Source organism: Pseudarthrobacter sp. MOO13, from assembly GCF_058267655.1.
This window is the reverse complement of record NZ_CM177848.1, coordinates 882412-905483: the sequence shown is the minus strand read 5'-3', so window position 1 is coordinate 905483 and position 23072 is coordinate 882412. Positions and strand designations below refer to the sequence as shown.

At 67.2% G+C, this 23072-nt stretch carries 22 protein-coding genes; 6 read left to right on the top strand and 16 right to left on the bottom strand.

What is annotated here, in order from left to right; all coding sequences use genetic code 11:
• The gene (locus AC4EEO_RS04240; RefSeq protein WP_231369820.1) at positions 1–774 is read right to left on the bottom strand and encodes a demethylmenaquinone methyltransferase; all 774 of its coding nucleotides are present in this window, start codon (positions 772–774) and stop codon (positions 1–3) included.
• Positions 775–888: 114 nt separating this feature from the next.
• Here AC4EEO_RS04240 and AC4EEO_RS04235 point away from each other — a divergent pair, with 114 nt between their 5' ends.
• The 4 genes from AC4EEO_RS04235 to AC4EEO_RS04220 all read left to right on the top strand — a co-directional run bounded on the left by AC4EEO_RS04235 (position 889) and on the right by AC4EEO_RS04220 (position 5197).
• A complete protein-coding gene (locus tag AC4EEO_RS04235) occupies positions 889–2286 on the top strand; it encodes an isochorismate synthase (RefSeq protein WP_491339972.1) in 1398 nt (465 codons plus the stop codon).
• 189 nt (positions 2287–2475) lie between these two features.
• Positions 2476–3429 (top strand): ABC transporter substrate-binding protein, encoded by a 954-nt coding sequence (locus tag AC4EEO_RS04230; protein ID WP_109044286.1) that lies wholly within the window; start codon positions 2476–2478, stop codon positions 3427–3429.
• Between the two features lie 35 nt (positions 3430–3464).
• Positions 3465–4424: an amino acid ABC transporter permease gene (locus tag AC4EEO_RS04225; protein WP_018760586.1), complete on the top strand. Its 960-nt coding sequence runs from the start codon at positions 3465–3467 to the stop codon at positions 4422–4424.
• Positions 4421–5197, top strand: a complete 777-nt coding sequence (locus AC4EEO_RS04220) for an amino acid ABC transporter ATP-binding protein (protein WP_018760587.1) — start codon at positions 4421–4423, stop codon at positions 5195–5197. Before AC4EEO_RS04225 ends, AC4EEO_RS04220 begins: the two co-directional genes overlap by 4 nt.
• A 123-nt stretch (positions 5198–5320) precedes the next feature.
• On the opposite strand, the gene menD is transcribed toward AC4EEO_RS04220, so the two are convergent.
• The 7 genes from menD to AC4EEO_RS04185 form a co-directional block, all read right to left on the bottom strand.
• Positions 5321–7093 carry a 2-succinyl-5-enolpyruvyl-6-hydroxy-3-cyclohexene-1-carboxylic-acid synthase gene (gene menD, locus AC4EEO_RS04215; RefSeq protein WP_491340393.1) on the bottom strand — a complete coding sequence of 591 codons (1773 nt, stop codon included), beginning with the start codon at positions 7091–7093 and terminating at the stop codon, positions 5321–5323.
• A gap of 309 nt (positions 7094–7402) precedes the next feature.
• Complete coding sequence (locus tag AC4EEO_RS04210) at positions 7403–9469, bottom strand: PhoX family protein (protein WP_491339971.1); 2067 nt, start codon at positions 9467–9469, stop codon at positions 7403–7405.
• Positions 9470–9670: 201 nt separating this feature from the next.
• Entirely contained in the window at positions 9671–10675 is a 1005-nt protein-coding gene (locus tag AC4EEO_RS04205) for an o-succinylbenzoate synthase (RefSeq protein WP_491339970.1), read from the bottom strand.
• Between the two features lie 61 nt (positions 10676–10736).
• Positions 10737–11753 carry a magnesium/cobalt transporter CorA gene (corA, locus tag AC4EEO_RS04200; protein ID WP_491339969.1) on the bottom strand — a complete coding sequence of 339 codons (1017 nt, stop codon included), beginning with the start codon at positions 11751–11753 and terminating at the stop codon, positions 10737–10739.
• Positions 11750–12244: a GbsR/MarR family transcriptional regulator gene (locus AC4EEO_RS04195; RefSeq protein WP_461840409.1), complete on the bottom strand. Its 495-nt coding sequence runs from the start codon at positions 12242–12244 to the stop codon at positions 11750–11752. The genes corA and AC4EEO_RS04195 overlap by 4 nt, the downstream gene beginning before the upstream one ends.
• On the bottom strand, positions 12241–13926 hold the full coding sequence (locus tag AC4EEO_RS04190) for an ABC transporter permease (protein ID WP_133830398.1): 1686 nt from the start codon (positions 13924–13926) through the stop codon (positions 12241–12243). The genes AC4EEO_RS04195 and AC4EEO_RS04190 overlap by 4 nt, the downstream gene beginning before the upstream one ends.
• Positions 13865–14857, bottom strand: coding sequence for an ABC transporter ATP-binding protein (locus AC4EEO_RS04185; RefSeq protein ID WP_491339968.1), 993 nt, complete (start codon positions 14855–14857; stop codon positions 13865–13867). The genes AC4EEO_RS04190 and AC4EEO_RS04185 overlap by 62 nt, the downstream gene beginning before the upstream one ends.
• 52 nt (positions 14858–14909) lie before the next feature.
• Between AC4EEO_RS04185 and AC4EEO_RS04180 the strand changes: the two genes are divergently transcribed.
• On the top strand, positions 14910–16088 hold the full coding sequence (locus AC4EEO_RS04180) for an MFS transporter (RefSeq protein ID WP_491339967.1): 1179 nt from the start codon (positions 14910–14912) through the stop codon (positions 16086–16088).
• A 36-nt stretch (positions 16089–16124) separates the two neighbouring features.
• Positions 16125–17030, top strand: coding sequence for a phosphatase PAP2 family protein (locus AC4EEO_RS04175; protein ID WP_491339966.1), 906 nt, complete (start codon positions 16125–16127; stop codon positions 17028–17030).
• A 17-nt stretch (positions 17031–17047) separates the two neighbouring features.
• Here AC4EEO_RS04175 and AC4EEO_RS04170 read toward each other — a convergent pair whose 3' ends face one another.
• From AC4EEO_RS04170 to AC4EEO_RS04135, 8 genes are all read right to left on the bottom strand, one after another.
• Positions 17048–17389: a hypothetical protein gene (locus tag AC4EEO_RS04170; RefSeq protein ID WP_491339965.1), complete on the bottom strand. Its 342-nt coding sequence runs from the start codon at positions 17387–17389 to the stop codon at positions 17048–17050.
• 277 nt (positions 17390–17666) lie between these two features.
• Positions 17667–18041, bottom strand: a complete 375-nt coding sequence (locus AC4EEO_RS04165; RefSeq protein WP_491339964.1) for a VOC family protein — start codon at positions 18039–18041, stop codon at positions 17667–17669.
• 188 nt (positions 18042–18229) lie between these two features.
• Entirely contained in the window at positions 18230–18679 is a 450-nt protein-coding gene (locus tag AC4EEO_RS04160; protein WP_166651650.1) for a hypothetical protein, read from the bottom strand.
• A 39-nt stretch (positions 18680–18718) separates the two neighbouring features.
• Positions 18719–19348 (bottom strand): signal peptidase I, encoded by a 630-nt coding sequence (locus AC4EEO_RS04155; RefSeq protein ID WP_491339963.1) that lies wholly within the window; start codon positions 19346–19348, stop codon positions 18719–18721.
• Positions 19338–19946, bottom strand: a complete 609-nt coding sequence (locus AC4EEO_RS04150; protein ID WP_491330367.1) for a hypothetical protein — start codon at positions 19944–19946, stop codon at positions 19338–19340. The genes AC4EEO_RS04155 and AC4EEO_RS04150 overlap by 11 nt, the downstream gene beginning before the upstream one ends.
• A 71-nt stretch (positions 19947–20017) precedes the next feature.
• On the bottom strand, positions 20018–20560 hold the full coding sequence (locus tag AC4EEO_RS04145) for an alternate-type signal peptide domain-containing protein (protein ID WP_018760602.1): 543 nt from the start codon (positions 20558–20560) through the stop codon (positions 20018–20020).
• Between the two features lie 188 nt (positions 20561–20748).
• Positions 20749–21417 (bottom strand): response regulator, encoded by a 669-nt coding sequence (locus tag AC4EEO_RS04140; protein WP_491330368.1) that lies wholly within the window; start codon positions 21415–21417, stop codon positions 20749–20751.
• Entirely contained in the window at positions 21410–23050 is a 1641-nt protein-coding gene (locus tag AC4EEO_RS04135; RefSeq protein ID WP_491330369.1) for an ATP-binding protein, read from the bottom strand. Before AC4EEO_RS04135 ends, AC4EEO_RS04140 begins: the two co-directional genes overlap by 8 nt.
• Positions 23051–23072 lie beyond the last annotated feature (22 nt).

Here is a 23072-nt window from a genome sequence, read left to right as displayed (position 1 = left end):
TCAGCGGACGATGTTGCGGCGCAGCTTGGCCACCGGGCCTTTGTGCGCGGCGATGGCGGCCGCGGCACCCTCGGGTGCGCCGGCGGGTTTGAAGGCCCGGTGCACGGCCACGATTCCACCGGTGAGGTTGCGGTAGGTGACCTTTTCCCAGCCGCTGTCCTGCAGCCAGGCTGCCAGGTGGTCCTGGTCCGGCCAGGCGCGGATGGACTCGGCCAGGTAGACATAGGCATCCGGGTTGGAGGCGACCTTGACGGCGATGGCCGGCAGGGCACGCATCAGGTATTCGGTGTACATGGTGCGCCACAGCGGGACCACGGGCTGGGAGAACTCGGCGATGACCAGGCGGCCGCCGGGCTTGGTGACGCGCAGCATCTCGGCCAGCGCCTTCTTGGGCTCGTTCACATTGCGCAGGCCGAACGAGATGGTGGTGGCATCAAACGTGTTGTCAGCGAACGGCAGGTTGGTGGCGTCACCGGCGATGAAGTCGATGTCCGGGCGGCGGCGCTTGCCCACCTTGAGCATGCCCAGGGAGAAGTCGCAGGCCACCACGTCTATGCCGGCGTCGGCATATGGTTCGCTGGACGTGCCCGTGCCGGCCGCCAGGTCAAGGACGCGCTGGCCCTTGGAGACTTCCATCGCGTCCACCACGATCTTCCGCCAGCGGCGGGTCTGTCCCATGGAAAGGACATCGTTGACGACGTCGTATTTCGGTGCGACGTCGTCAAACATCGTGGCTACTTCGTCCGGACGCTTATCCAAGGATGCTCGGTTCACCATGACATTGTCTCAAATGTTCGCGGCGGTCCGGACCAGCGCCTCCATCTCCTTTTTGCCCCTCCCTGCACCCGGAGATGGCCCCGGCCTACGCGGGAGTAGTGTTGTCTCATCATGACGAGCACGTTCCGCACCCTGACAGTCCCCCTGGATGGCAAAACATTCCCCGGGGGGCTGCCTTCGTTTCTGGTCCGGGACGACGTCCTGTGCTGGACCCGCCGCGAAGCCGGGCTGGCCGGGTTTGGCGAAATTTCACGCTTCACCGCCACGGGTCCGGACCGGTTCCTGGAAGCGGATATCTGGTGGCGGCACCTGGTCCTTGAGGCGGACGTCACGGATGGGGTGGAGCTGCCCGGCACCGGCCCTGTCGCTTTCGGTTCCTTCGCCTTCTCGAAGACCTCGCGGCACGAGTCGCGGCTGATCGTGCCGGAGATCGTGGTGGGCGTCCGGGACAACCAGGTGTGGCTCACCCAGTTAACGTTCGACGACGGCCCGCTCACCGAAGAGACGGCGGTTGCGGCACTGGACCGCTGGCTCGGCAGTGCTGCCGCCGGAAACCCGGACGCTAAGGGCACCACGACGGCGGACTCCGCCGGGGACGCTCCCCAGGGCGGCGTGCCCGGCAAAGGCCGCGGCGCCGTCGTGCGTCCCCTCCCCCTGGCCGCCGGCGCAACACTGCACACCGGGTCCCTCAGCGAGGAAGCCTGGATGGACGCTGTGGCCGCCGGTGTCGCCGAGATCCGTACCGGAGCGCTGGAGAAGCTGGTGCTGGCGCGGGATGTGGTGGCAACCATTCCTTCCGGCGTACATGCCGCCGATGTATTGCGTGAGCTCGCCGCCAGGTACCGCGAATGCTGGACCTACGGGGTAGATGGCCTGGTGGGCGCCACACCGGAGATGCTGATCCAGGTGGAAGGACGCACCGCCCAGGCCCGGGTGCTCGCCGGCACCCTTGACCGGCGGGACGCCCACGGTGAGGACGGCGCGCCCATGGATTACGCCACCCGGGTGCTGGCGGGTTCGGAAAAGCAGCGCCATGAGCACGAGATCGCCATCCAGTCGCTGACCAAGCAGCTGGCGCCCTTCTCCGAGGCGATGAATGCCCACGACGAGCCGTTCATCCTGGAACTGCCCAATGTCTGGCACCTGGCCTCCGACGTCAAGGCGGAGCTCACCGAGGTGGAAGGGCACGTCCCCACGTGCCTGGCCCTGATCAACGCACTGCACCCCACCGCTGCCGTCTGCGGGACGCCCACCCTCGTGGCGGGCGAGCTGATCCGCAAGCTGGAGCACCTGGACCGTGGACCGTATGCCGGGCCGGTGGGCTGGCTGGACGCCGCGGGTAACGGCGAATGGGGCATCGCGCTGCGCGGCGCAGTCATCGAGTCACCCGACACCGTCAGGCTGTATGCCGGGTGCGGAATTGTTGACGGCTCTTTGCCGGAGGCCGAATTGGCTGAAACCTGGGCTAAATTCCGGCCGATGCTGGAGTCCCTGGGCATCAACAGCTAGTTTCCGGCGGCCCCGAGTCTGGGCCCCGAGTCTGGGATGACAGACAAGTCCTGCTCTGGAAGGCTTGATTTTGCCCCCGCTACAGTTATCCAATAGTGAAACTTAGTTGCGTGTGACGTACCTCTCTTGTTGAGCGTTACACTATAAGCCGCGTTAGTACCTCATAGCCCCTGCAACAAAAGGTAAGAAATGCAGACTCCCCGTACCCTCCTGGGCACCTCCAAGCTGACCGCCGCCACTATGATCGCCATCAGCGCCCTGGCCCTCTCAGCATGCACCAATGCCTCGGAAACGGGTCCTTCCAGCGCGGCTACCTCGTCAGGCAGCGCCAGCGCCAGCTTTGATCCCACCACCGTCAAGAAGGATGACGCCCTGGCCGCCATGGTCCCGGACGCCATCAAGTCCAAGGGCACCATCACCGTTGGTTCTGACACCAGCTACGCCCCCGCCGAATTCCTCGGTCCGGACGGCCAGACTCCCGTGGGCTACGACGTGGATATCGCCAAGGCCATCGGCGCCACCCTGGGCCTCAAGGTCCAGGTCCAGACTGCCGAGTTCACCGGCATCCTCCCGGCCCTCGGCCCCAAGTACGATCTGGGCATCTCCTCGTTCACCATCAACCCGGAACGCCTGGGGGCCGTGAACATGGTCAGCTACTTCAACGCCGGCACCGCCTGGGCGGTACAAAAGGGCAACCCCAAGAAGTTCTCGCTGGACGACGTCTGCGGCAAGTCCATCGGCGTACAGACCGGCACCGTGCAGGAAGACCCGGACCTTGCCGACCGCAACAAGAAGTGTGCGGCCGACGGCAAGAAGCCCATTGACATCGTCACCCTGAAGAACCAGACCGACGTCACCACGCGCCTGGTGAACGGCAGCATCGACGCCATGGCGGCCGACTCCCCCATCATCGGCTACGCCCTCACCCAGACCAACGGCCAGCTGGAGAAGCTGGGCGACGTCTACGACTCGGCGCCGCAGGGCATCGCCGTGGCCAAGGCCGACACCGCCTGGGCTGACGTCATCCAGAAGGCCGTCACCAAGCTGATGGCAGACGGCTCCTACAAGAAGATCCTGGAAGGCTGGGGCAACGCCGAGGGCGCCATCACCAAGTCCGAGGTCAACCCGGCGGTTAAGTCTTGAGTTTTCGCGTTACCGACGACAAGTCAGGCGTGCACATGGAACACCATCAACAAGGGGACGCACCGGTCCTGAATAAGTCAGTGCCGGTGCGCCACCCCGGCCGGTGGATCAGCGCCGCGATCATCCTCCTCCTGGTGGCCGGGCTCGTGCAGAGCCTGTTCACCAACTCCAACTTCCGCTGGGACGTTGTGGGCACCTACATCCTGGACGTCAAGGTTGTCCAGGGCGTGGGGTGGACGCTCCTTCTAACGGTGGCATCGATGGTCCTGGCCATCGTCCTGGCCATCCTGCTGGCAGTCATGCGGCAGTCCGAGAACCCGGTCTTCCGCTGGTCCAGTTGGGTCTGGGTGTGGTTCTTCCGCGGAACCCCGGTCTACACGCAGCTGGTGTTCTGGGGCCTTGTTACGGTTCTCTACCCGGCCTTCACGCTGGGGATCCCGTTTGGTCCTGAACTGTTCAGCTATGCACTCTCCGATCCCAGCAAAGGCCTGATCCCCGCGATCCTGGGCCTCGGGCTGAACGAGTCGGCCTACTTGGCGGAAATCTTCCGCGCCGGCCTCAAGTCCGTGGACCGGGGCCAGCAGGAGGCCGCGGAGGCGCTCGGCATGTCCAAGGGCAAGATCATGTGGCGGATCATCCTGCCACAGGCCATGCGGATCATCGTCCCGCCCACCGGCAACGAGACCATCGGCATGCTGAAGACCACCTCACTGGTCCTGGCGGTCCCGTTCACGCTGGACCTGACCTTTGCCACCAATGCCCTGGCCAACCGCATCTACCTACCGATTCCGCTGCTGATCGTTGCCGCGTTCTGGTACCTGCTCGTCACCAGCATCCTCATGGTGGGCCAGCACTACCTCGAGGCGTACTACGGCAAGGGCGTGGACAACCTCGCTCCCGCTGCCGTGAATCCGGCTGCGGCCAAGGCTGCAGGTGCGGGTGCCGACGCCCAGCGGTCCATGAAGACGGACTTCCCCGAGGAGAGTGCACGATGACGGTCACAGCAGAAAAGCCGCTGGTCAAGATCGAGGGCCTGCACAAGTTCTACGGGCCCCACCATGTCCTCCGGGGCATCGATATGACGGTGCGGCAAGGCGAAGTGTCGGTGGTGATCGGGCCGTCGGGTTCCGGCAAGTCCACCATGCTGCGCTGCGTGAACCTGCTGGAGTCCATCAGCGCCGGGCGGATTTCCGTGGGCGGCCAGCTGATTGGCTACCGCGAGGTCAACGGCAAGCTCCACGACCTCAAGACCAAGGAAATCGCCGCCCAGCGCCGCGAAATCGGCATGGTGTTCCAGCGGTTCAACCTGTTCCCGCACAAGACCGCGCTGCAGAACGTGATGGAAGCACCCGTGCACGTCAAGGGCCAGTCCAAGGCTGCCGCGCAGAAGCGTGCGCTGGAACTGTTGGACCGGGTGGGCCTGGCGGACCGCTCCGGCCACTACCCGTCCCAGCTCTCAGGCGGCCAGCAGCAGCGCGTTGCCATCGCACGTGCCCTGGCCATGGACCCGGAACTCATGCTCTTCGACGAGCCCACCTCGGCGCTCGACCCGGAGCTCGTGGGCGATGTCCTGAACGTGATGAAGGACCTGGCAAAGTCGGGCATGACCATGATCGTGGTGACCCACGAGATCGGCTTCGCCCGCGAAGTGGGCGACACCCTGACCTTCATGGACGGCGGTGTGGTGGTGGAATCGGGCGACCCCCGGGAGATCATCGCCAACCCGCAGCATGCCCGGACCAAGGAGTTCCTGGGCCGCGTGCTCTGACGTTCCTGCATTCCCCGTTCGATGCGCACATTCCCTGGCGCTGCCGTCATTCCGGCAGCGCCAGGGAATTTTTGCGTCACGGGGCAGTTCACCCGTCGAGGGGCACCGACGCAGGGGCGGCGCTTACCGGCCCGCGAGGACTCCCGCGACGGCGGCGGACACGGCGTCCTTGATGCGGGCATGGAGCCGCCTGAGCTGCCGGCGGTCCGTGCGGACTTCGACGATGCTGCGCCCCTGCACCGGCTGGCCGAGCGCTTCGGCGAGTCCCGCCGTCGTACTGACCAGTGAATGCCCGACGCCGTACGCCGTGGCAAGTGCCGCGATGTCCACCGAGTGCGGGGTGCCGAAGAGGCGTTCGACGGCGTCCGCGTAGCGGCCTCCCTCTTCCACTCCCCCGTGCTCCAGCAGGCTGAAGATGGCGCCGCCGGAATCGTTGAGGACGACGATCCGCAGGTCCGGCTGTTCCTCGCCTGCGCCGAGGAAGAGGCCGCCGGCGTCGTGCAGGAACGTCACGTCGCCCAGCAGGACCGTGGTTTCCTGCAGCCCGCCCAACGCGATGCCCGTGGCTGTGGAAATGGTGCCGTCGATCCCGGCCAGGCCCCGGTTGGCGTAAACCGTGGCGGCAGGATCCGGGGCCGGCAAACCGGCGAGGTCAACGTCCCGGATGCCGTTGGAGGATCCGAGCAGCAGTTGGCCGCGGGCATTCCTCCACACCAGGGATGCAACGGACGGGCCGGTGGCGGCGGACTCTTCGGAGACCACCTGGTCCAGCGCGTGCTGGGCGGCCGACCCGGCAAGCAGCCAGGTGTCCAGCCAGGCGGAGCTCCCGCGGCCGGCGAAGTCGGCCAGGTCCGCGAGGTTTTCCAGCGGCAGTTCGGTGCGGCGCCCGGGTTCGTACCAGGCGACCGGAACCGGCTGGTACAGGGCTGATTCAATGTCCGCGCGGGCAAGGAGGGAGGCTACGGGGCGCGACAGCGTGGGCCGGCCGAACAGCACCACCCGCTCTATGGGCTGGATGGAACCGGGCCCGAAGTGCTCCAGCAGCAGCCGGTAGGGGCCCACCGCGTTGGGTCCGAACCTGGCGTTGGAGGAGGGCTCAGCCAGAAGCGGGAGGTTGTGGGCGCGGGCGAAGGCCTCGGCGACAGGCCCGGCGTCGTGCCCGGCGAGCACCACGGTGCGCCGCTCGGGCAGGTCCTCCGGGGCGGGCGGCAGGTTCATGACCAGCGGCTCGAAACCCACCCGGTAGCGTTGCCGCTCCACCGCCTCGGGCAACCCGTCACGTGGCGACGGAACCAGCGGGTCCCGGAACGCGAGGTTGAGCTGGACCGGCCCCGGCGGCAGGTCCGGGAATGCCCCGGTGGCCGCTGACAGCCCGGTTTCCACGGCGCGCTGCGGGCTTGTCCCGGCGGGAATGTCGGCGGCGAACCTGACCTGCTCGCCGAACAGGTCCGGCTGGACGGTGGTTTGGTTGGCGCCGGTCCCGCGCAGTTCCTCCGGCCGGTCCGCCGACAGGACGATCAGCGGCACGGCGGCGTGGTTGGCCTCCATCACCGCCGGCATCAGGTTCCCGACGGCGGTCCCGGACGTGGTGAGGACGGCAGCCGGCGTTCCGGTGGCGAGGGCAAGGCCCAGGGCCGTGAAGCCGGCAGACCGCTCGTCGATCCGCACCAGGAGCTCCACCCGGCCGGCCGCGGACGCCTCTGCCAGGGCATAGGCCATGGGGGCCGACCGGGATCCGGGCGATACCACCACGTGCCGCACGCCGCCGTCGAGCAGGACATCGACGGCGATCCGTGCCGCAGCAAGCGCGCCCAACCCGGGCGCGGCGTCGGCAGGCGCGTTGGCGTTCCCGGGATCGGTTTCGGCGGAGGTGTCCGGTGCGGGTTCGTTCGGCAAAGTCACCCAACCAGTCTGCCACCCTCCAACCCCCGCTCAGCTATGACAACCAATCCCCCAACCCCCGCTCACCTATGACAACTCAAAAGGAAACGCCCGCTCACCTTATGCGCCCAAGAAGGGCAAAAGTGAGCGGGCGTTACCAGAAATCCCGTCAAAGGTGAGCGGGCGTTACCGGAAAACCCGTCGAAGGTGAGCGGGCGTTACCGGAAAACCCGTCGAAGGTGAGCGGGCGTTGCCACGAAACCCGTCGAAGGTGAGCGGGCGTTACCGGAAAACCCGTCGAAGATGAGCGGGCGTTGGCGGGCGTTAGCCGCGGAACACCTGGACCACTGCGGGACGGGGCGCACGCACCTTGCCGGGTGCCGGAGTCGTACCTGCCGGGACATAGTCCGGGAAGTAGGAATGCGGCGCCTCGAAAGTGCCTTCCTCGCCCGGGTGCTGAACGGAGACGAAGACGGTGCGCTCGTCGTCGTGGATGACCGGCCCGCAGGTTTCGGCGTCGCGGGGAACGGAGAGGAACTGTTCCACCTTGCCGCGCTCTGCACCGTCCAGGGTGACTTTGAAGAGTCCGTCGTTGTAGCCGATCCCGGATGGGGCGCCATCGGTGGAGATCCAGAGGTTGCCGACGGAGTCGAAGGCCACGTTGTCCGGGCAGGAGATGGGCGAAACCTTGTCCACCGGGTAGCCGGAGAAGTAGGTGACATCGCCCTGGGCGGGATCGCCGCAGACCATCAGGAGGGTCCAGGTGAACTTCGTGGACGGCTGGTCCCCGGTTTCGGTGATTTCCACGATGTGCCCGTCGCGGTTCTGCGTGCGCGGGTTGACTTCGGTGGCGCCTTCCTTGGTGCCGGTACCGCGGTCCGAGTTGTTCGTGCAGACGACGTACACCTTGCCGGTGTGCAGGCTGGGCTGGACGTCTTCGCAACGGTCCATCTTGGTGGGTCCCACTTTGTCCGCGGCCAGGCGGGTGTAGACCAGGACCTCCTCGACCGACATGCCGGGGACGGCGGACTTGCCGCCGACCACAAGGGGCAGCCATTCGCCAGTGCCGTCGAACGCGCCGTCGGAGGGAAGCGCCCCGGTGCCAGTGATTTCCGACGCGGGAGAGTTTCCGGTGAACTTGGCGACATACAGGTCGCCCTCGGAGAGCAGGTTCATGTTGTTCCTGCGGTCGCCCTCGCGGTATTTCCCGGCCGAGACGAACTTGTAGAGGTAGTCGAACTTCTCGTCGTCACCCATGTAGGCCACCACATGGCCCGATTCGGCCACGATCACGTTGGCGCCCTCGTGCTTGAAGCGGCCCATCGCGGAGCGCTTCTTGGGGGTGGAGGTGGGGTCGAACGGGTCGACTTCGACGATCCAGCCGAACCGGTTGGTTTCGTTTTCGTAGCCGGCGTTGCGGGTATCGAAGCGGGGATCGTCCAACTCCCACTGGCGGGCGGTGGGCTTGGCGGTGAGGCCGTAGCGCTTGTCGCTGGCGGAGGTGCCGCCGGAGACAAAGTAGCCGTTGAAGTTCTCCTCGCCGGAGAGGATGGTGCCCCAGGGGGTGGTGCCGCCGGAGCAGTTGCCGAACGTTCCCTTGATGGCGCGGCCGGAGGGGTCGGCGACGGTCTTGACCAGGGCCGACCCGGCAACGGGGCCGGTCAGTTCGTAGGTGGTGTCGGAGAGGTAGCGGCGGTTCAGCGGCGCGCCCTTGACGTAGGACCACGGCTTGGTGGTGTTCTTGCGCTCGAGTTCCACCACGGCCAGGCCATGGGCGGCGCGTCCGATGGCGCGGGTTTCCTTGGCGTCGTAGCCGGCGGGAACCATGATGTTCTCGTTGGTGTACTCGTGGTTCGTGAACAGCACCGCGCGGCGGCCCTTGCTGTCCGGGATCTCCACGATGTCCGTGTAGTCGTTGTTGTAGCCGAACTGCCGGGCCTGCGCTGCCGCGGTCTGGTTGTTCAGGTCGAAGTCCGGGGAATCGTTGAACAGCGGGTCACCCCAGCGGATGATGGGCTGCCAGGTGAATCCGTCCGGGACGGTGAAGGCATCAACGGCCTTGTCCACCGGCTTGATGGCGGTGAACTGCAGCTTGGACTTGCCGAAGCCCTCCTTGGCAGCCTTGGACAGGCCCGCGGCGGAGGCGGGTTCTGCGGAGTTCACCGCGGAACCGAGGACGACGGCGAGCGCACCGGCGGCGCCCAGGCCCAGGGCGGCACGGCGGGACAGGGTGGCGGAGGCAATGTCGCGGAAGTAGCTGTTGGAGCTGGTGTTGCAGACCTCGCCGGCGCAGGCGTTGTCGCATTTGAGTGCACATGTGACCGGGCTGCGCTTGCCCTTCGTATGGCCGAGCATGGGCAGCAGGGTGAACTTGCGGGCAGTTTCAGACATGGGGAGCCTTCCGAAGGAATGTCTCTGGGGTGCCCGCCCACCCTTCCAGCCCGTTCCTACAGGAAACCGTCCATTTGATGAAGTTATGGTTAACCGCCCGTGACCTGCAGGGACGTTGCCAGAAGTGAGCGGGCGTCCCAGGAAAAACCGCCAGAAGTGAGCGGGCGTGCCAGGAAAAACCGCCAAAAGTGAGCGGGCGTGTCAGGGAGCGGTGAGGAGGGCGTGGACGCGGCGGACCCGGTCCAGCCACCAGTCCCGGCGTTCGGCCGGAGCCGCGAACCGCTCCAGCAGCCCGGCGTCGGGAACGGCGTCGCGGAGGCCGATCGCGCCGTCGTCGGCCACCAGGGGGTCCAGGGTGACGTCGGATTCGAACAGCGACACCGTGCCCAGGCCGCAGGCGTAGGGCAGGTCCGGCAGTGCGGCGGCCAGGGCCAGGCCTGCGCGGATCCCCACCGAGGTGTCCAGCGCGGAACTGACGACGGCGGGAAGTCCAGCCTGCGCCACGATGTCCAGGGCGCGCCGCACTCCCCCGAGAGGGGCCACCTTGACGACGATCAGGTCCGCCGCACCGGCCCTGGCGACGCGCAGGGGGTCGGTTTCCTTCCGCACGCTCTCGTCGGCGGCGATCAGTACCGGCGTCCCGGCGTCCCGCAGCCGGGAGCGGACCTCGGCCAGCCCTTCGATGGTGGGTACCGGCTGCTCGGCGTATTCCAGGCCCACGGCGGCCAGACGGGTCAGGGCTTCCACCGCTGCGGGCACGTCCCAGCCGCCGTTGGCGTCCACCCGGATGGCGGCCCCGGGCAGGGCCGCCCGGACGGCGTGAAGCCGGGCGGCGTCGTCGTCCAGTGACTGTCCGCGCTCGGCGACCTTAACCTTGACCGCGTCCACCCGGCCGAACCTGGCCAGGACCTCCGGCACCCGGTCCGCGGGAACGGCGGGCACGGTGGCGTTGACCGGTACGGACGTGCGCAGCGGCGCCGGGAAGCCCTGCCAGCCCGCTTCAATGGCGGCGGCCAGCCAGCGGGAAGCCTCGGCGTCGCCGTACTCCGGGAACGGGCAGAACTCGCCCCACCCGGCCGGGCCGCGGAGCAGCAGTGATTCACGTTCCATGATGCCGCGGAACTTGACCCGCATGGGCAGGCTGACCACGTGCGCTCCCGCAAGGAGTTCGTCCAGCGGGGGTATCGGGGCATCGTGGCGCGGCATGCGTTTCACTGTACCGGCGCCGGAGTCCTCCCGGATCTGCGGCAACGGCTGTGTGGAAAACCTAGATCCACTTGTTGTGCTTGAACGCCAGGTACAGGATGAGCCCGAGGAGCAGCATCAGTCCAATGGCATATGGGTAGCCGTAGTCCCACTCGAGCTCGGGCATGATGCGGAAGTTCATGCCGTAAATGGATGCCACGAGCGTCGGGGCGAACAGGATGGCAGCCCAGGAGGAGATCCTTTTGACCTCCTCGTTCTGGGCGTAGCTGGAAACTGTCAGGTTCTTCATTTCATCGTTTTGCCGCTGGGCCACCAAGGCGGCATTGACCGCGAGGGCGTTCTGCAGCAGGGCGCGGAAGGCCGCCACGCGTTCGTTGAGCCGGAGCACGTGGTCCAGGACGTCCCGGTAGTGGTCACGGAGCTCCGATGCCTGCTCGCGGTCCGGGGTTCCGGACATCAGGGCCTGCAGGATCCCGGCCAGTGGACTGGTGGCGCGCTGGAACATGATCACCTGGCGGGACAGTTCGTAGATGCGGCGGGATACGTCCGGGTCTGCGCCGAAGAGGTCGTCCTCGATCTCGTCGATATCGTTTTCCAGCCCGGCGGCGACGGGTTCGTATTCGTCCACCACCTGGTCCAGGATGCCGTACAGCACCGCGTCCGGGCCGAGGGCCAGGAATTCCGGCATGGACTCCATCCGCCGCCTGACCCGGGCCAGGTCCGGGGACTCGGCGTGCCGGACGGTGACGACGTATTCTTCGCCGACAAAGACGTGGATCTCGCCAAAGTCGACCTTCTCGACGTCGTCACGGTACTTGGCGGGCCGAAGCACGAGGAACAGGCACTCCCCGTAGTGTTCCAGTTTGGCGCGCTGATGCCCGGCGAGCGCGTCCTCCACGGCCAAGGGTTTAAGGTCGAATTCCTCGCCGACGGACTCCAGTTCCGCGGCATCCGGCCGGTAGAGCCCGATCCATGCCATCCCCTCACGCTGCCGCAGCAGGAAATAGGTCTCGTCCAGGTCCTCGGGGTCCTCGGTCCGCAGCCCGTTCACGTACACCGCGTTGTCGATGATGGTCACGGCTGCGCCTCCCGTTCCTTTTCCCAGTCGTCCAGCAGGGCCGGCATCCTTGATTTGAGGAAGCGGTAGAAGCGGGCCATCTCGGCCACCCGGGCCCGGGCCGCCGAACCTTCCGGCAGGGCCTCGGCGGTGGCGTCCGTCAGCTCGGCGAGCTTCTCGTAAATGGGACTGTTCCGCATGGACACCACGTACCACTCGTCGTCGTGCAGTGCGTAGAGGTCGCGGCGGCTGCCGGGCTGCGATACGCGGTGCACGAAGCCGACGGTCTGCAGGTAGCGCACCGCCCCGGACACGGCGGCGGCGCTGGCCCCCAGCCGCTCCGCGAGCTCTGCAGCCGTAAGGCTCCCCTGCTCGGATGACACCAGGGCCAGGAGCGTCCTGGCGGGCATCTTGGGAAACCCGGCGGCGGCGAACGCGGCAGCCGTCCGTTCGGCAGCCGCGGCCGCCACCCCGGCGTCCCGGGCGGCAGCCACCCCCGTCCCGGCGCTCATGCCGCCCCCACCTCCCGCCGCCGCATCGCCGCGACGGCAAGCGCGCCGGCGACGACGGCGATGGCCAGCATCCACCACGCCCCGCTCCAGTCGGTCGCGTTCCCGTGCGGGACCGGCGTGTGGGTAAACGGGGAGAGGTCGCGGAGGCTCTGGTCCAGGCCCAGCATGCCGCCGAAGATCCCCAGGAACACCCCGAGCCCCAGCAGGGCCCAGCCAACGCCGATGGTCGCGGCGGGCCACAGGACGAACACCAGGGCGGGCACGGCGAGGTAGACCAGCGCCGCCGGCAGCTGCGCCACGGCGGTTTGCCAGAGTGCATCGGCCGGCATGGCCTGGTCACCGGAACCGGTCAACGTGATCCACGTGCCCACCGCGGTCAGGCCAATAACCAGGACCACTGCTGCGGCACCGAGCACCAGGTAGCCGGCCAGCCAGCGCATCCGCCCCACCGGAGCGGCGAGCAGCAGTTCCGCGGTCCCGGCGGCCTCTTCCTGCCTGAGCCTGATCACGGCCTGCAGCGCGCAGGCAGCGGCCAGGATCCCTGCCATCGAGAACAGGACAGACACCATGAGCTGGGTCAGGGAAGTGCCCTGCGACTGGAGGATCGACCTCAGGACGGCGGTGATATTGGTGTCCGGCGTGTCGACGGCGGCAATCGCCTTTCCCAGCGACCCGGCCAGCAGGCCGAGGGCCAGGCCACCCAGTGCCCAGCCGATGATCGAGTTGGCTTGCAGGCGCAGGGCGAGGGCCGCAGGGCTGCGCAGGCCCGGCCGGGCGGTGAGGCGTCCGGGGCGGGCACCCCAAACGCTGGCGCCGCTGTCCCGCGTGCCCAGGATGACCCATGCGGCCCCGAGGCAGGCGACGCCGAGCCCCAGCGGCAGCAGCAACGGCCAGGCCCGGTTGCCGGAGAAGGCGAACGTCTGCTGGCCCCATCCGATGGGCGAGAACCAGCTGGCGGCGCCTTCGGTCATGGACGTTCCGTCAGCGTGCGGGGTTCCGGTGGCGTCGCCGATCCCGCGCAGCACGTACGCCAGGACAACCAGGGCGGAGGAGACACCGTTGGCGCCGCGCGAGGTGCTTATGAACTGGGCCACCAGGATGCCCACGCCAAGGAAGGCAAGGCCGACGGCGCCCGTGGCCGCACCCGCAACGAGGGACCCCTGCAGGTCCAGGCCCTGGGCGGCAAGGCCGGCGAAGACGGCGAGCGCCGCCAGGACATTGGCCGCCGCACCGTGCAGGACGGTGGCAATTGTGGGCAAGAGCCGGCCCGCGGGGGTGGCGGCCACCAGCTCGGCGCCCCCGGTTTCCTCGTCGGCACGGGTGTGGCGCACGGCCAGGAACGTGCTCATCAGTCCGGCCAGCAGGGCCAGGAAGGCATAGACCAGGAAGAACGTGAAGGCGCCCTGGTCAGCGCCGCGGGGCAGGCCGCGCAGCATCAGGATGGCGGGGGTGGCGATGGCCACCTGCAAAATTTCGGCGCGGCTGGCGGCGTTGCCGTACGTCTGGGTCACGGCGGAGGCGGCGAACAGGGCGAAGGCGCCGATTCCCAGGATCCAGCTCAGCAGCTGCCAGCGGTCACGGCGCAACCGCTGGCCCCAGAGGATCATGAGGACGGCCATGTCAGCCACGTCCCCTGGCGCCCAGCAGGTGCCGGCGCGCGCCGTGCCGGTGGTCCCCGTCATCGTCCCGCGCCCCGGATTCGGCACCTGCCGCCGGGTCGCCGTAGTGCCGCAGGAACAGTTCCTCGAGCGACGGCGGCGTAATGGTCAGCCCCTGCACCGCCAGGGCGCCCAGGGCGGGCAGCACCTCCGCCACCCGGTCCGATTCCGCGCTGAACTTGACCCGGCCGGCGTCGAATGTCAGGTCATGCACGGCCCCCAGCCGTGCCAGGGAGGCTGTGTCCAGGCCATCGGCGGCGAACGAAATTTCGGTCCTGGTCAAGTGGCGCAGGGAGTCCAGCGTTCCGCCATCCACAATCCTGCCGGCGCGGATGATGCTTACCCGGTGGCACAGGACCTCCACCTCGGTCAGGATGTGGCTGGAGAGCAGCACGGTGGCGCCCCGTTCGACGACGGCGAGCAGTTCCCGGCGGAAGACCTCCTCCATGAGCGGGTCGAGGCCGCTCGTGGGCTCGTCGAGCAGGTAAAGCTCGGCGTCCGTGGCGAGGGCCGCGATCAGGGCCACCTTCTGCCGGTTGCCTTTGGAGTAGGCGCGCCCCTTCTTGGCCGGATCAAAGTCGAAGGCCTGGCACAGCCGGTCCTTGCTGCGGCGGTACGCCGCACCATCCGCTGTACCGCAGCGGAGCCGGGAGAGCAGGTCGATGGTTTCGCCGCCGGAGAGGTTGGGCCACAGCCTGACGTCGCCGGGGACATAGGCCAGGCGCCGGTGGAGTTCAACAGCCTGGGTCCAGGGGTCCATGCCAAGGACGGTGACGGAACCGGATGTTGCCTTGGCCAGGCCCAGCAGGATGCGCAGGGTGGTCGATTTCCCTGCGCCGTTGGGCCCCAGGAAGCCATGGATCTCCCCTGCCCGGACGTCAAGGTCCAGCCCGTCCAGGGCACGGACCTTGCCAAAGTTTTTATGCAAGCCCACAGTTTGGATGACAGTGTTCATGGATTAATCTTCGGAGTTTTCACAAGTTTGTGAAGGTACTAAAGTCCCAATCATGAGCACTGAAGGCCAGGCCGTCCGCTCGTCCTCGGCGCCACTGTACGCAGCGGGATTCGTCACAGCCTTCGGCGCCCACAGCATCGCGGCCGGGCTGGGCTCGCAAAGCGGAAATATTGGCTTGACGCTGCTGAACCTCGGAATCCTCCTGGCCTTGTATGACGTTGCCGAGGTGTTCCTCAAACCCGTCTTCGGTGCGCTCAGCGACCGGATCGGAACCAAACCTGTCGTCGTGGGCGGCCTGCTGGCCTTCGCCGTGCTGTCGCTGATCGGACTTGGCGCGGCCGATCCCCTGGTCCTTGCCCTGGCCCGGCTGGGACAGGGCGCTGCGGCGTCGGCCTTTTCGCCGGCGTCGTCCGCGATGGTGGCCCGGATGGCACGCGGCGGCAAGGCCGGCACCTACTTTGGCCGGTATGGCTCCTGGAAGAGCCTGGGCTACATCATCGGGCCGCCGCTGGGTGCGGGGCTGATCCTGGCGGGCGGTTTCCCGCTGTTGTTCGGCGCCCTCTCCGTCCTTGCCGCGCTCACGGCCCTGTGGGTGCTGGTGTCCGTCGCGGACCTGGAGCCGCTCCCCCGGAAGCGGTACACGGTGATGGACCTGGCCCGGCAGGTGGGCGAGCGTCGGTTCCTGGTTCCCACGCTGGTGCTGGCCGCGTCCACCGGCGCGCTGGGTGCCGCCGTCGGTTTCCTTCCGGCGCTGGCCGCCCGCCATGGCATGGACGCCTTCGCCGGCACGGCCGCGGTCAGCGTGGTGGCGCTGGGCTCGGTGCTGACCCAGCCGTGGATCGGCAGGCTGCGTGACCGGAACGCCGTCACTGACAACAGGGGGACCACCGTCGGCCTGCTGCTGATTGCCGCGGGCGTCGCCCTCGTTGCGGCTGCCCCGGGCGTGGTGACCGTTTTCGTGGCCGCGGCGTGCATCGGGACCGGGATCGGCGCCGCCACGCCGCTGGGCTTCGCGCACCTGGCGGACACCACGCCGCCGGAACGGATGGGCCGGACCATGGGCTCGGCCGAACTCGGCCGCGAACTGGGTGACGCCGGCGGCCCGCTCCTGGTGGGCGGCATCGCAACGGCCACGGCTCTGCCGTTCGGCCTGGGCGTCCTCGCCGTGCTGGTGGCGGCAGCAAGCGTTCCCCGGCTCGACCCCATTAAGCCGGATGCCACCGGCCCCTGAGCAGCCATCCAGCTTTTTGTGTCACCCTTAAGCGCGATGACTTCTTCACAGCGACTACCCACCAGGACACCCTCCCGGCCCGCTCCGGGCTCGGCGTTCCTGTTCGTGCTGTCCACTGTGGCCTGCATTGCCGGGCTGGTTGCCACGTACTACTTCTTCGTCCAGACTGCAACGGGCCAGTTCATCGATGAGTCCGCGTTGGTGGAAGCCGTGGACATCCACGGACCGGCAGGCAAGGCCGCCACCCAGTTCCTGGACTGGCTGCCCACCATCTCCCTGGTGATGGCCGCCGTCGTGGTCCTGTTCGTCACGGTGATCCGGCGGCATTGGGCGGAAGCGGGAATCGCGGTGGCGGCGTGCATCGGCGCCAACGTAGCCACGCAGGTGCTCAAGGACCTGCTGCCTGCCCGTCCGGACAAAGGCGTGCTGACCCTTGAGCTCAACTCCCTGCCGTCCGGGCACACCACGCTGGCGGCCTCCGCCGCGGCCGCCGTGTTCCTGATGGCATCCCCGCGCTGGCGCCCCATGGCCGGTTTCATTGGTGGTTCGTTTGCCATTGCCTCCGGCGCCTCCACGTTGATCAACCAGTGGCACCGGCCCGCGGACGTGGTGGCCGCCTTCCTGCTGGTGGGTGCCTTCATGATCCCTGCGGGCTGGCTGATCCTGCGCCGCGGTTCCTGGAACGAGTGGGACGGGTTCGGCCGGCACCTTGGCTCGGCCCGGATCTGGCTGACGCTTCCGGTGCTGATCGGGTTGGCCTCGGCCGGGGTGGCCGTCTATTCGCTGATCCGGATTGCGCCCAGCCCGTGGCAGGAAACCAGCACCACGAACTACTTCTGGGCCGGGATCTCGCTGATTGTGATCGCGGGGTACCTGGCTACGGTGGCAACGACGTCCTTGTTCGCGTTCGCGGCACGGCGACGGGACGCGACCGGCCCGTAAAGGGCCACCGGCGGGCGTCAGTAACCGTCGCCGGGGTCTGCCGAATCCCGGCCGATGCTCTCATCCATGGCGGCCGCCAGCTCAACTTCGTCAAGGTAGCGGGCGGCGGGCTTTCCCGTCTCCTTGGCCAGCAAATCCAAGGTGGCCAAGTGCTGGCGTGCCAGTTCGATGGCGAGCTGCTCGACGATGCGGGGCCCGTTCCGCACCACCAGATCGCTGAGGTACGCCTGGAGGCGGCCGGCCGGCTTTCCAGGAGTCCGGGCCTCGGCGGCGACGAGCCTGGTCAGGGCTGCGGCAGCGACGGCAGGTTTGTCGCCGAAGAGTTCCACTTTCGTCCCTCCATAGCCGCGGGCTGTCATGGGCGTCGCCCGGATAGGTAGCTACAATTTAGCGCCTTCCCTGGCACGCCGGTAAAGGGTCCTAGTACCTGAACGGGACACGCCGGCACCGCAGTCGGCAGGCGGCAGGCCATTTTATGTCGGAGCCTGGAGGTCCGGCCCGCAGCCGGAAACTCTTGACCGAACCTTGCGGAATTTACTCCGGGTAACTTGAGCGCCGCCGTCGATAGTTGCTAGTGCCTGGTGGCGTCTTGAAGTGGGCGCCCCCAGGCACTCCAGTATCCGGGGCCAGCCAGGCTCAGGGTTCGAGCCGCCTGCGAAGGAGGCAGAACTCGTTGCCCTCCAGGTCCTGCAGGACGTGCCACTGCTCCCGGCCGGTCTGGCCGACGTCGGCCGGCCGCGCTCCCAGTGCCAGCAATCGTTCCAGTTCGGCATCCTGGTCCCGGTCCACCGGGTTGATGTCGATGTGCAGCGGCAGCCGCCCCACGCGCGGGTTGCTGCTGGGGCTGAAGATGATGGTGGGCTGAAGGCCGCCGAAACCGGCCGCCGGCCCGATTTCGATCGAGCCCTCCTCGCGGTCCAGCTCGACGTAGCCAAGGACTCCACACCAGAACGGCGCAAGCAGTTCGGGGTCGGCGCAATTCAGGACGAGTTCACTGATTCGGGATGACATGACCGCAGTCTACCGACGCGCAAACCCCTTTTCGCGGCGCTGTCTCCCTTGCGCGTCCCACATATCGGGGGCGTCCGGGCGGCTCCGGGTCGCCACGAAAGGTCGCTGCCGCCAGGCCAGCCCGGCGGGAGGGAGCGCCGCTGCAAGGGGGGCTGCAGCGGCGCCCTCTTCCGCCGGGCTGGCGGTGGTCAGGCGCAGTAGACTTTCCTGTTTCCGGTGCCGATGTCCAGGGTGACCTTGACCGATGCGGTGGACTGCGCCCCGCTGGCAAACGTGGCAACCACCCGCACGGTTGCGGTGGCGGAACTGACCTGGGAAAAGACCACGGAATCACCCGAAACCACGAAGCTCCCGGATGTCCCGCCGGATCCGGCGAAGTCCAGGCTGGATCCGTACGTCCCGTTGGACCCGGCCGCAGAAACGGTGAACTTTGTTGGTACCTCGGACAATCCGGAATAGCTCAACTGGATGGTCTTGTTGGCGGTGTCCCCGGCGGTGCAGGCAGGGGTGGGCAGGACCGGCGTCGGCCAGGTGCCGGACGCCGTGACGGCCATACTTGCCGTCGCGCTTTGCTGCCAGAGGGCCGAGGCCGTGCCGGCGCCGGCACCCAGCAGCACTGTGAGCAAAAATGCCCCCACGGCGAACGTGGCTCCTGGAATGCTCCTCAGCCGCGGCATTCAGGCGGCCTCGGCAGCGGGGTGATCATGCTTGCGGGCCTTGCGAACGGACTTGTAGACCGTGATGGAGCCGTAGCCGATCAGTGCCACAGCCGCGATGACCGTCCACATTTCCCGGTCCGAATTGCCCAGGAAGTTGGCCACGAAACCGACATACGGGACGGCGTAGAACAGCTTGCCTTTGACCTGGATGGCCCGGATGGGCTCGGGATCGTTGGCCCCGTTGTTGTCGCCCTTGGTGATGAGCGTCTTCTCCCCGGACTGGGTGGAACCAAACCCGACAATCCGGTGCGTTTCCACGTCGGGCCGGCCCGAGTACAGCTGGAAGGTGATGACGTCGCCGTACTTGAGTTCGTTGAACGGCACCGGCTTCATCACCATGAAGGTGCCCGGCGGGTAGTGCTGCGCCATGGACTTGGTCAGTACGGTGTAGGTCTGCGATCCGGTCGCCACCGGCACCACGATCAGGACAATGGCGGCGAACAGCGCCACGAGCATCGCCGCCATGCTCAGAATGCGTCCGACGGCGGCCCAGGCGCCTTTGCGCCGGCGTGCCGGCTTTGGCTCGGCTGCCGGAGTGACGGGTTCGGTGTCTCCGCCGAGAAGGCGTTCGGTCAGGTCAGCAGCCACTGGGCACCCCGCAGAGTTGACGTGCGGTGAGTGGAAGGGAGATGGTCACTGCTTGTCCTTTCACTGTTGACGGGGCGCCGGAGGCGAGGCTGACTTGGAAGCAGAAGATGGTGGACCCGCCTTTGCCCACTGTGGGCGAGGCAAGGCCGCTGGCGCCGATCTGCGCGTAGCCGGTGCTGGAGCTGCATTCCGTGGAGGAAACGGCGGTCTTCGCGCTCACGATGATGTAGGAGGCCAGCGTGCCCCCGCCGGTGTTGGCCACTGTTGGCTGGCCCAAAGTGGTGGCGGTGTTGAACTGGCCGCCGGCGTTGGTGTTGTTGGTGACCACCACTCCCCCGGAGACCGGGCTCCCTGGCCCGAGCGTGCCGGCTGGAGACAATGCCAGGTTCGCCGCGGCCCCGGTGGCCAGGGTCATGTTCGTGGTGGTGCCGGAGTTGACCGCCGTCAGCGCCACATCGAACGAGGCCGCGGTCACGGTTCCGGGAGCGGCCACCGCGGACGCGTTCCAGAGGGCAAAAGTTCCCTGCACGGTGAACAGGCCCAGGACCACGGCAGCGGCGATCAATGCCGCTGCCTTTAGTGAGCGCGTGATGCGCATGTGGCTTCCTCCTGGTCCTGTTTCCTGGTACTGCCGGCCGGGTGGCCCTGGGGCCACCCGGCCACGTCAGGCTAGGAGAGGCCGGGCTGGGTGACCTGGGTCAGCTGGAAGGCCACGTTGTTGAAGTTGTAGCTCTTGGTGGTGTCCGCGCGGCCGGTGGTGGTGGACAGGAATTCGAAGGTGATGGTTGCGGTGACCGTCTGGTCCGATCCCGTTGGAACCAGGGGGTTTGCGACGGCGGTGCTGCCCACGGTGAGCGCGGGAGCACTGACCGAGACGTTGGCCGGGGTGAAGCCGTTGGTGGCGCTGATGCCGGTGGTGGTGACGTTGGCGGCCATCTTGTTGCCCACCAGGGTCACGGTCAGGTCCTGGGTGAACGTGAGCTTGTCGCCCGGGACAACCTTGTAAGCGGAGATGTCGGGAATGACGGTGCCGGTACGGTCTTTCCAGACGCCGTTGACGGCCTTGACGACGTTCAGGTCGCCGGAAACGATGGTGCCGGGAGCGGCGGTTGCTTCTGCGTTCCAGTTGGCCAGGGTGCCCCCGCCGCCCAGCAGCAGTGCGGCGCCAACGGCGATAGCGGCAGTTCCCTTGACCAGAGTGCTGTTCTTCATGGTGTCCCCTCAGACTTTGTGGTGTTCGTTTTGACTAGCTGGGAACTACTTTGCAGGGCCAAGCTCAGGAAGCGAGGGGGTAAAGAGTCAACAAATGCTCAAGGTATTTGAAATTTCAACTGCTGCTTGACCTGCGGTTATATCACTACTGCCACCCGGCAGCGGTGGCCGGCCGGTCAGGGCGGCAGTTAGGAAATCGTGTAGGAATTCATCGGCCTGCCTGTACTGCCGTAGGCCAAGTCCAGGACCAGGAGGCCCTTCCGTTCCAGGGTGCTCAGGTAGCGCTGGGCGGTTGGCCTGCTGACGCCAAGCTGCTCCGCAATTTCCGCGGCGTTGACGGGCCCGCGGGCGGCCCGGACGGCGTCGAACACTTTCTGCATGGTGGGCTGGAGGCGCGGGGCTGGAGCCGACGCCTTGATCCCTGCCAGCCGGGCCTTGTAGAGGCTGTCTATGGTTGCCTGGCTTGCCGTCGAAACGGCTTCCAGCTCCTCGCGCCACATCTTGTAGGCCTCCAGCTGCGTGCGGAGGCGGTCGAACCCGAAGGGCTTGACCAGGTAGTAGATGGCGCCGCTGGTCATCGCGGATTTGACGGTGGCCAGGTCCTGCGCGGCGGTGATCACGATGCTGTCTACCTGGGTTCCGGCTGCTTGCAGGGACCGGAGGAGGGAGAGTCCGTCCTCGTCCGGCAGGTGGATGTCCAGCAAGAGGAGGTCAGGGTTCAGACGGACGATGGCATCCCGTGCGGCCGCGGCGCTGTAGACTTGGCCGACGCACTCGAATCCGTCCACCCGCTCCACCCTGGCCGCATGGATGCCCGCAACCCGGAAATCGTCATCCACGACGAGCGTCTTAATCAACGCCTGCACTCCTGTCTTCAACCGCTGCCTGCGTCTTTGCCGGCAGCCACACCTCAAAGTTACCGCCGGGACCTGGAAACACATCCAGTGTTCCGCCTGCCCTGCGCACGATCCTGCTTACCAGGGCCAGCCCGATGCCTCGACGCATCCCTGGCCGCGGGTCCTTGGTTGAGTATCCGTCCACCATGACCTGGTCAAGCTTGTCGGCAGGGATGCCGGGCCCGTTGTCCCGGACGGCGATGAAGACGCCGTCCGCGTCATCGAACTGTACCGTCACGCGGCGGGGCCGCGGCGTAGTCGCCAGCGCGTCCACGGCGTTGTCGAGGAGGTTGCCAACGATGGTTACCAGCTCGGTGGGATCGGCCTCCGGATGTTCCAGCCTGGAGTCGGCGGTCACCTCCATCTGCACGTCTTGTTCGGCGGCGACGGCCACCTTGGCCAGCAGCAAGGCAGCCAGCTCCGGCGGGGAAATGCTGGCGCGCAGCCTTTCCCCCAGGGACCTGGACATGGTTGATACCTGCGAGACGTACTTCTTGGCCTGGTCAAGGTCCCCCATTTCCAGCAGGCCGTCAACAATGTGGAGCCGGTTCGCGTACTCATGTTCCAAGGCCCGCATGGCCTCCATCAAACCTTGGATCGAGTGAAGGTCACGCACCAGGCCTTCGATTTCGGTGCGGTCCCGAAGGGTTACCACGGACCCAATACTGCGGCCGGCGGTGGCCACCGGCATCCTATTGACAACCAGCAGGGCATCCTCGGTGAGCGCCACCTGGTCTGCACCGGGGAGCCGGCCGGCCAGCAGGTCCCGGAGGCGGCCGTGCGGCAGCAGCTCGGCAATGGGTTTCCCCAGGGCCTCCCCTTCCAGGTGGAGCAGCCGCCGGGCCTCCTCGTTGATCACCGTCACCTTGCCGGCATCGTCCAGGCCGACGACGGCCTCCCGGATTCCGTGGAGCAGGGCCTCACGTTCCTGCAGGAGGGAGGCGATCTCGGCTGGCTCCAGGTCGAACGTGACCCGCTTGATGCGCCGCGAGAGGAGCAGGGAGCCCACGATGCCCAAGGCCAGGACCAGGGCGGAGAAGCCCGTGATCAGCCAGATGTTCTGCATCTGGTTGCTCAGGACCTGGGTGTCCTCGATCCCCACCGAGACCTGGCCCACCACCGAGCCGTCTGCGCCGAAAATGGGGGCCTTGGCGTTCGCGGAGCGGCCCAGGCTTCCGGGGTCGAAACCGACATGGGTTTGGCCGTCCAGGACCGCCACCGGTTCTTCCAGCCGGTGGCCGATCAACGCTGGATCCGGGTGCGAGAACCGTATCCCCTCCCGGTCGGTGACGACGACGTAATCGGTCCCGGCGGCTGCCATGACCTGGCGGGCAATCCCGTTGATGAGGTGGCCGGGGTCCCCGGAGGCCACTGCGGAGCGGATCTCCGACATCTGCGCCGTGGTGGTCGCAATCCCGAGGGCGCGCAGCTGGTACTGCTGGTCCAGCGTCTGGTTGCTGATCATCGAGAAGAGGAAACCGCCCAAGGCCACGGTGAAGATCAGCAGCGACAGCGAGGCCAGCAGGATTTGGGCCGTCAGCGTTGTGAAAAGCCTGCCAGCCCGTGGCCTGCGCGGCGCTGATTCGTTGCTCATCGAAGCCTCGGAGGCACGGTTT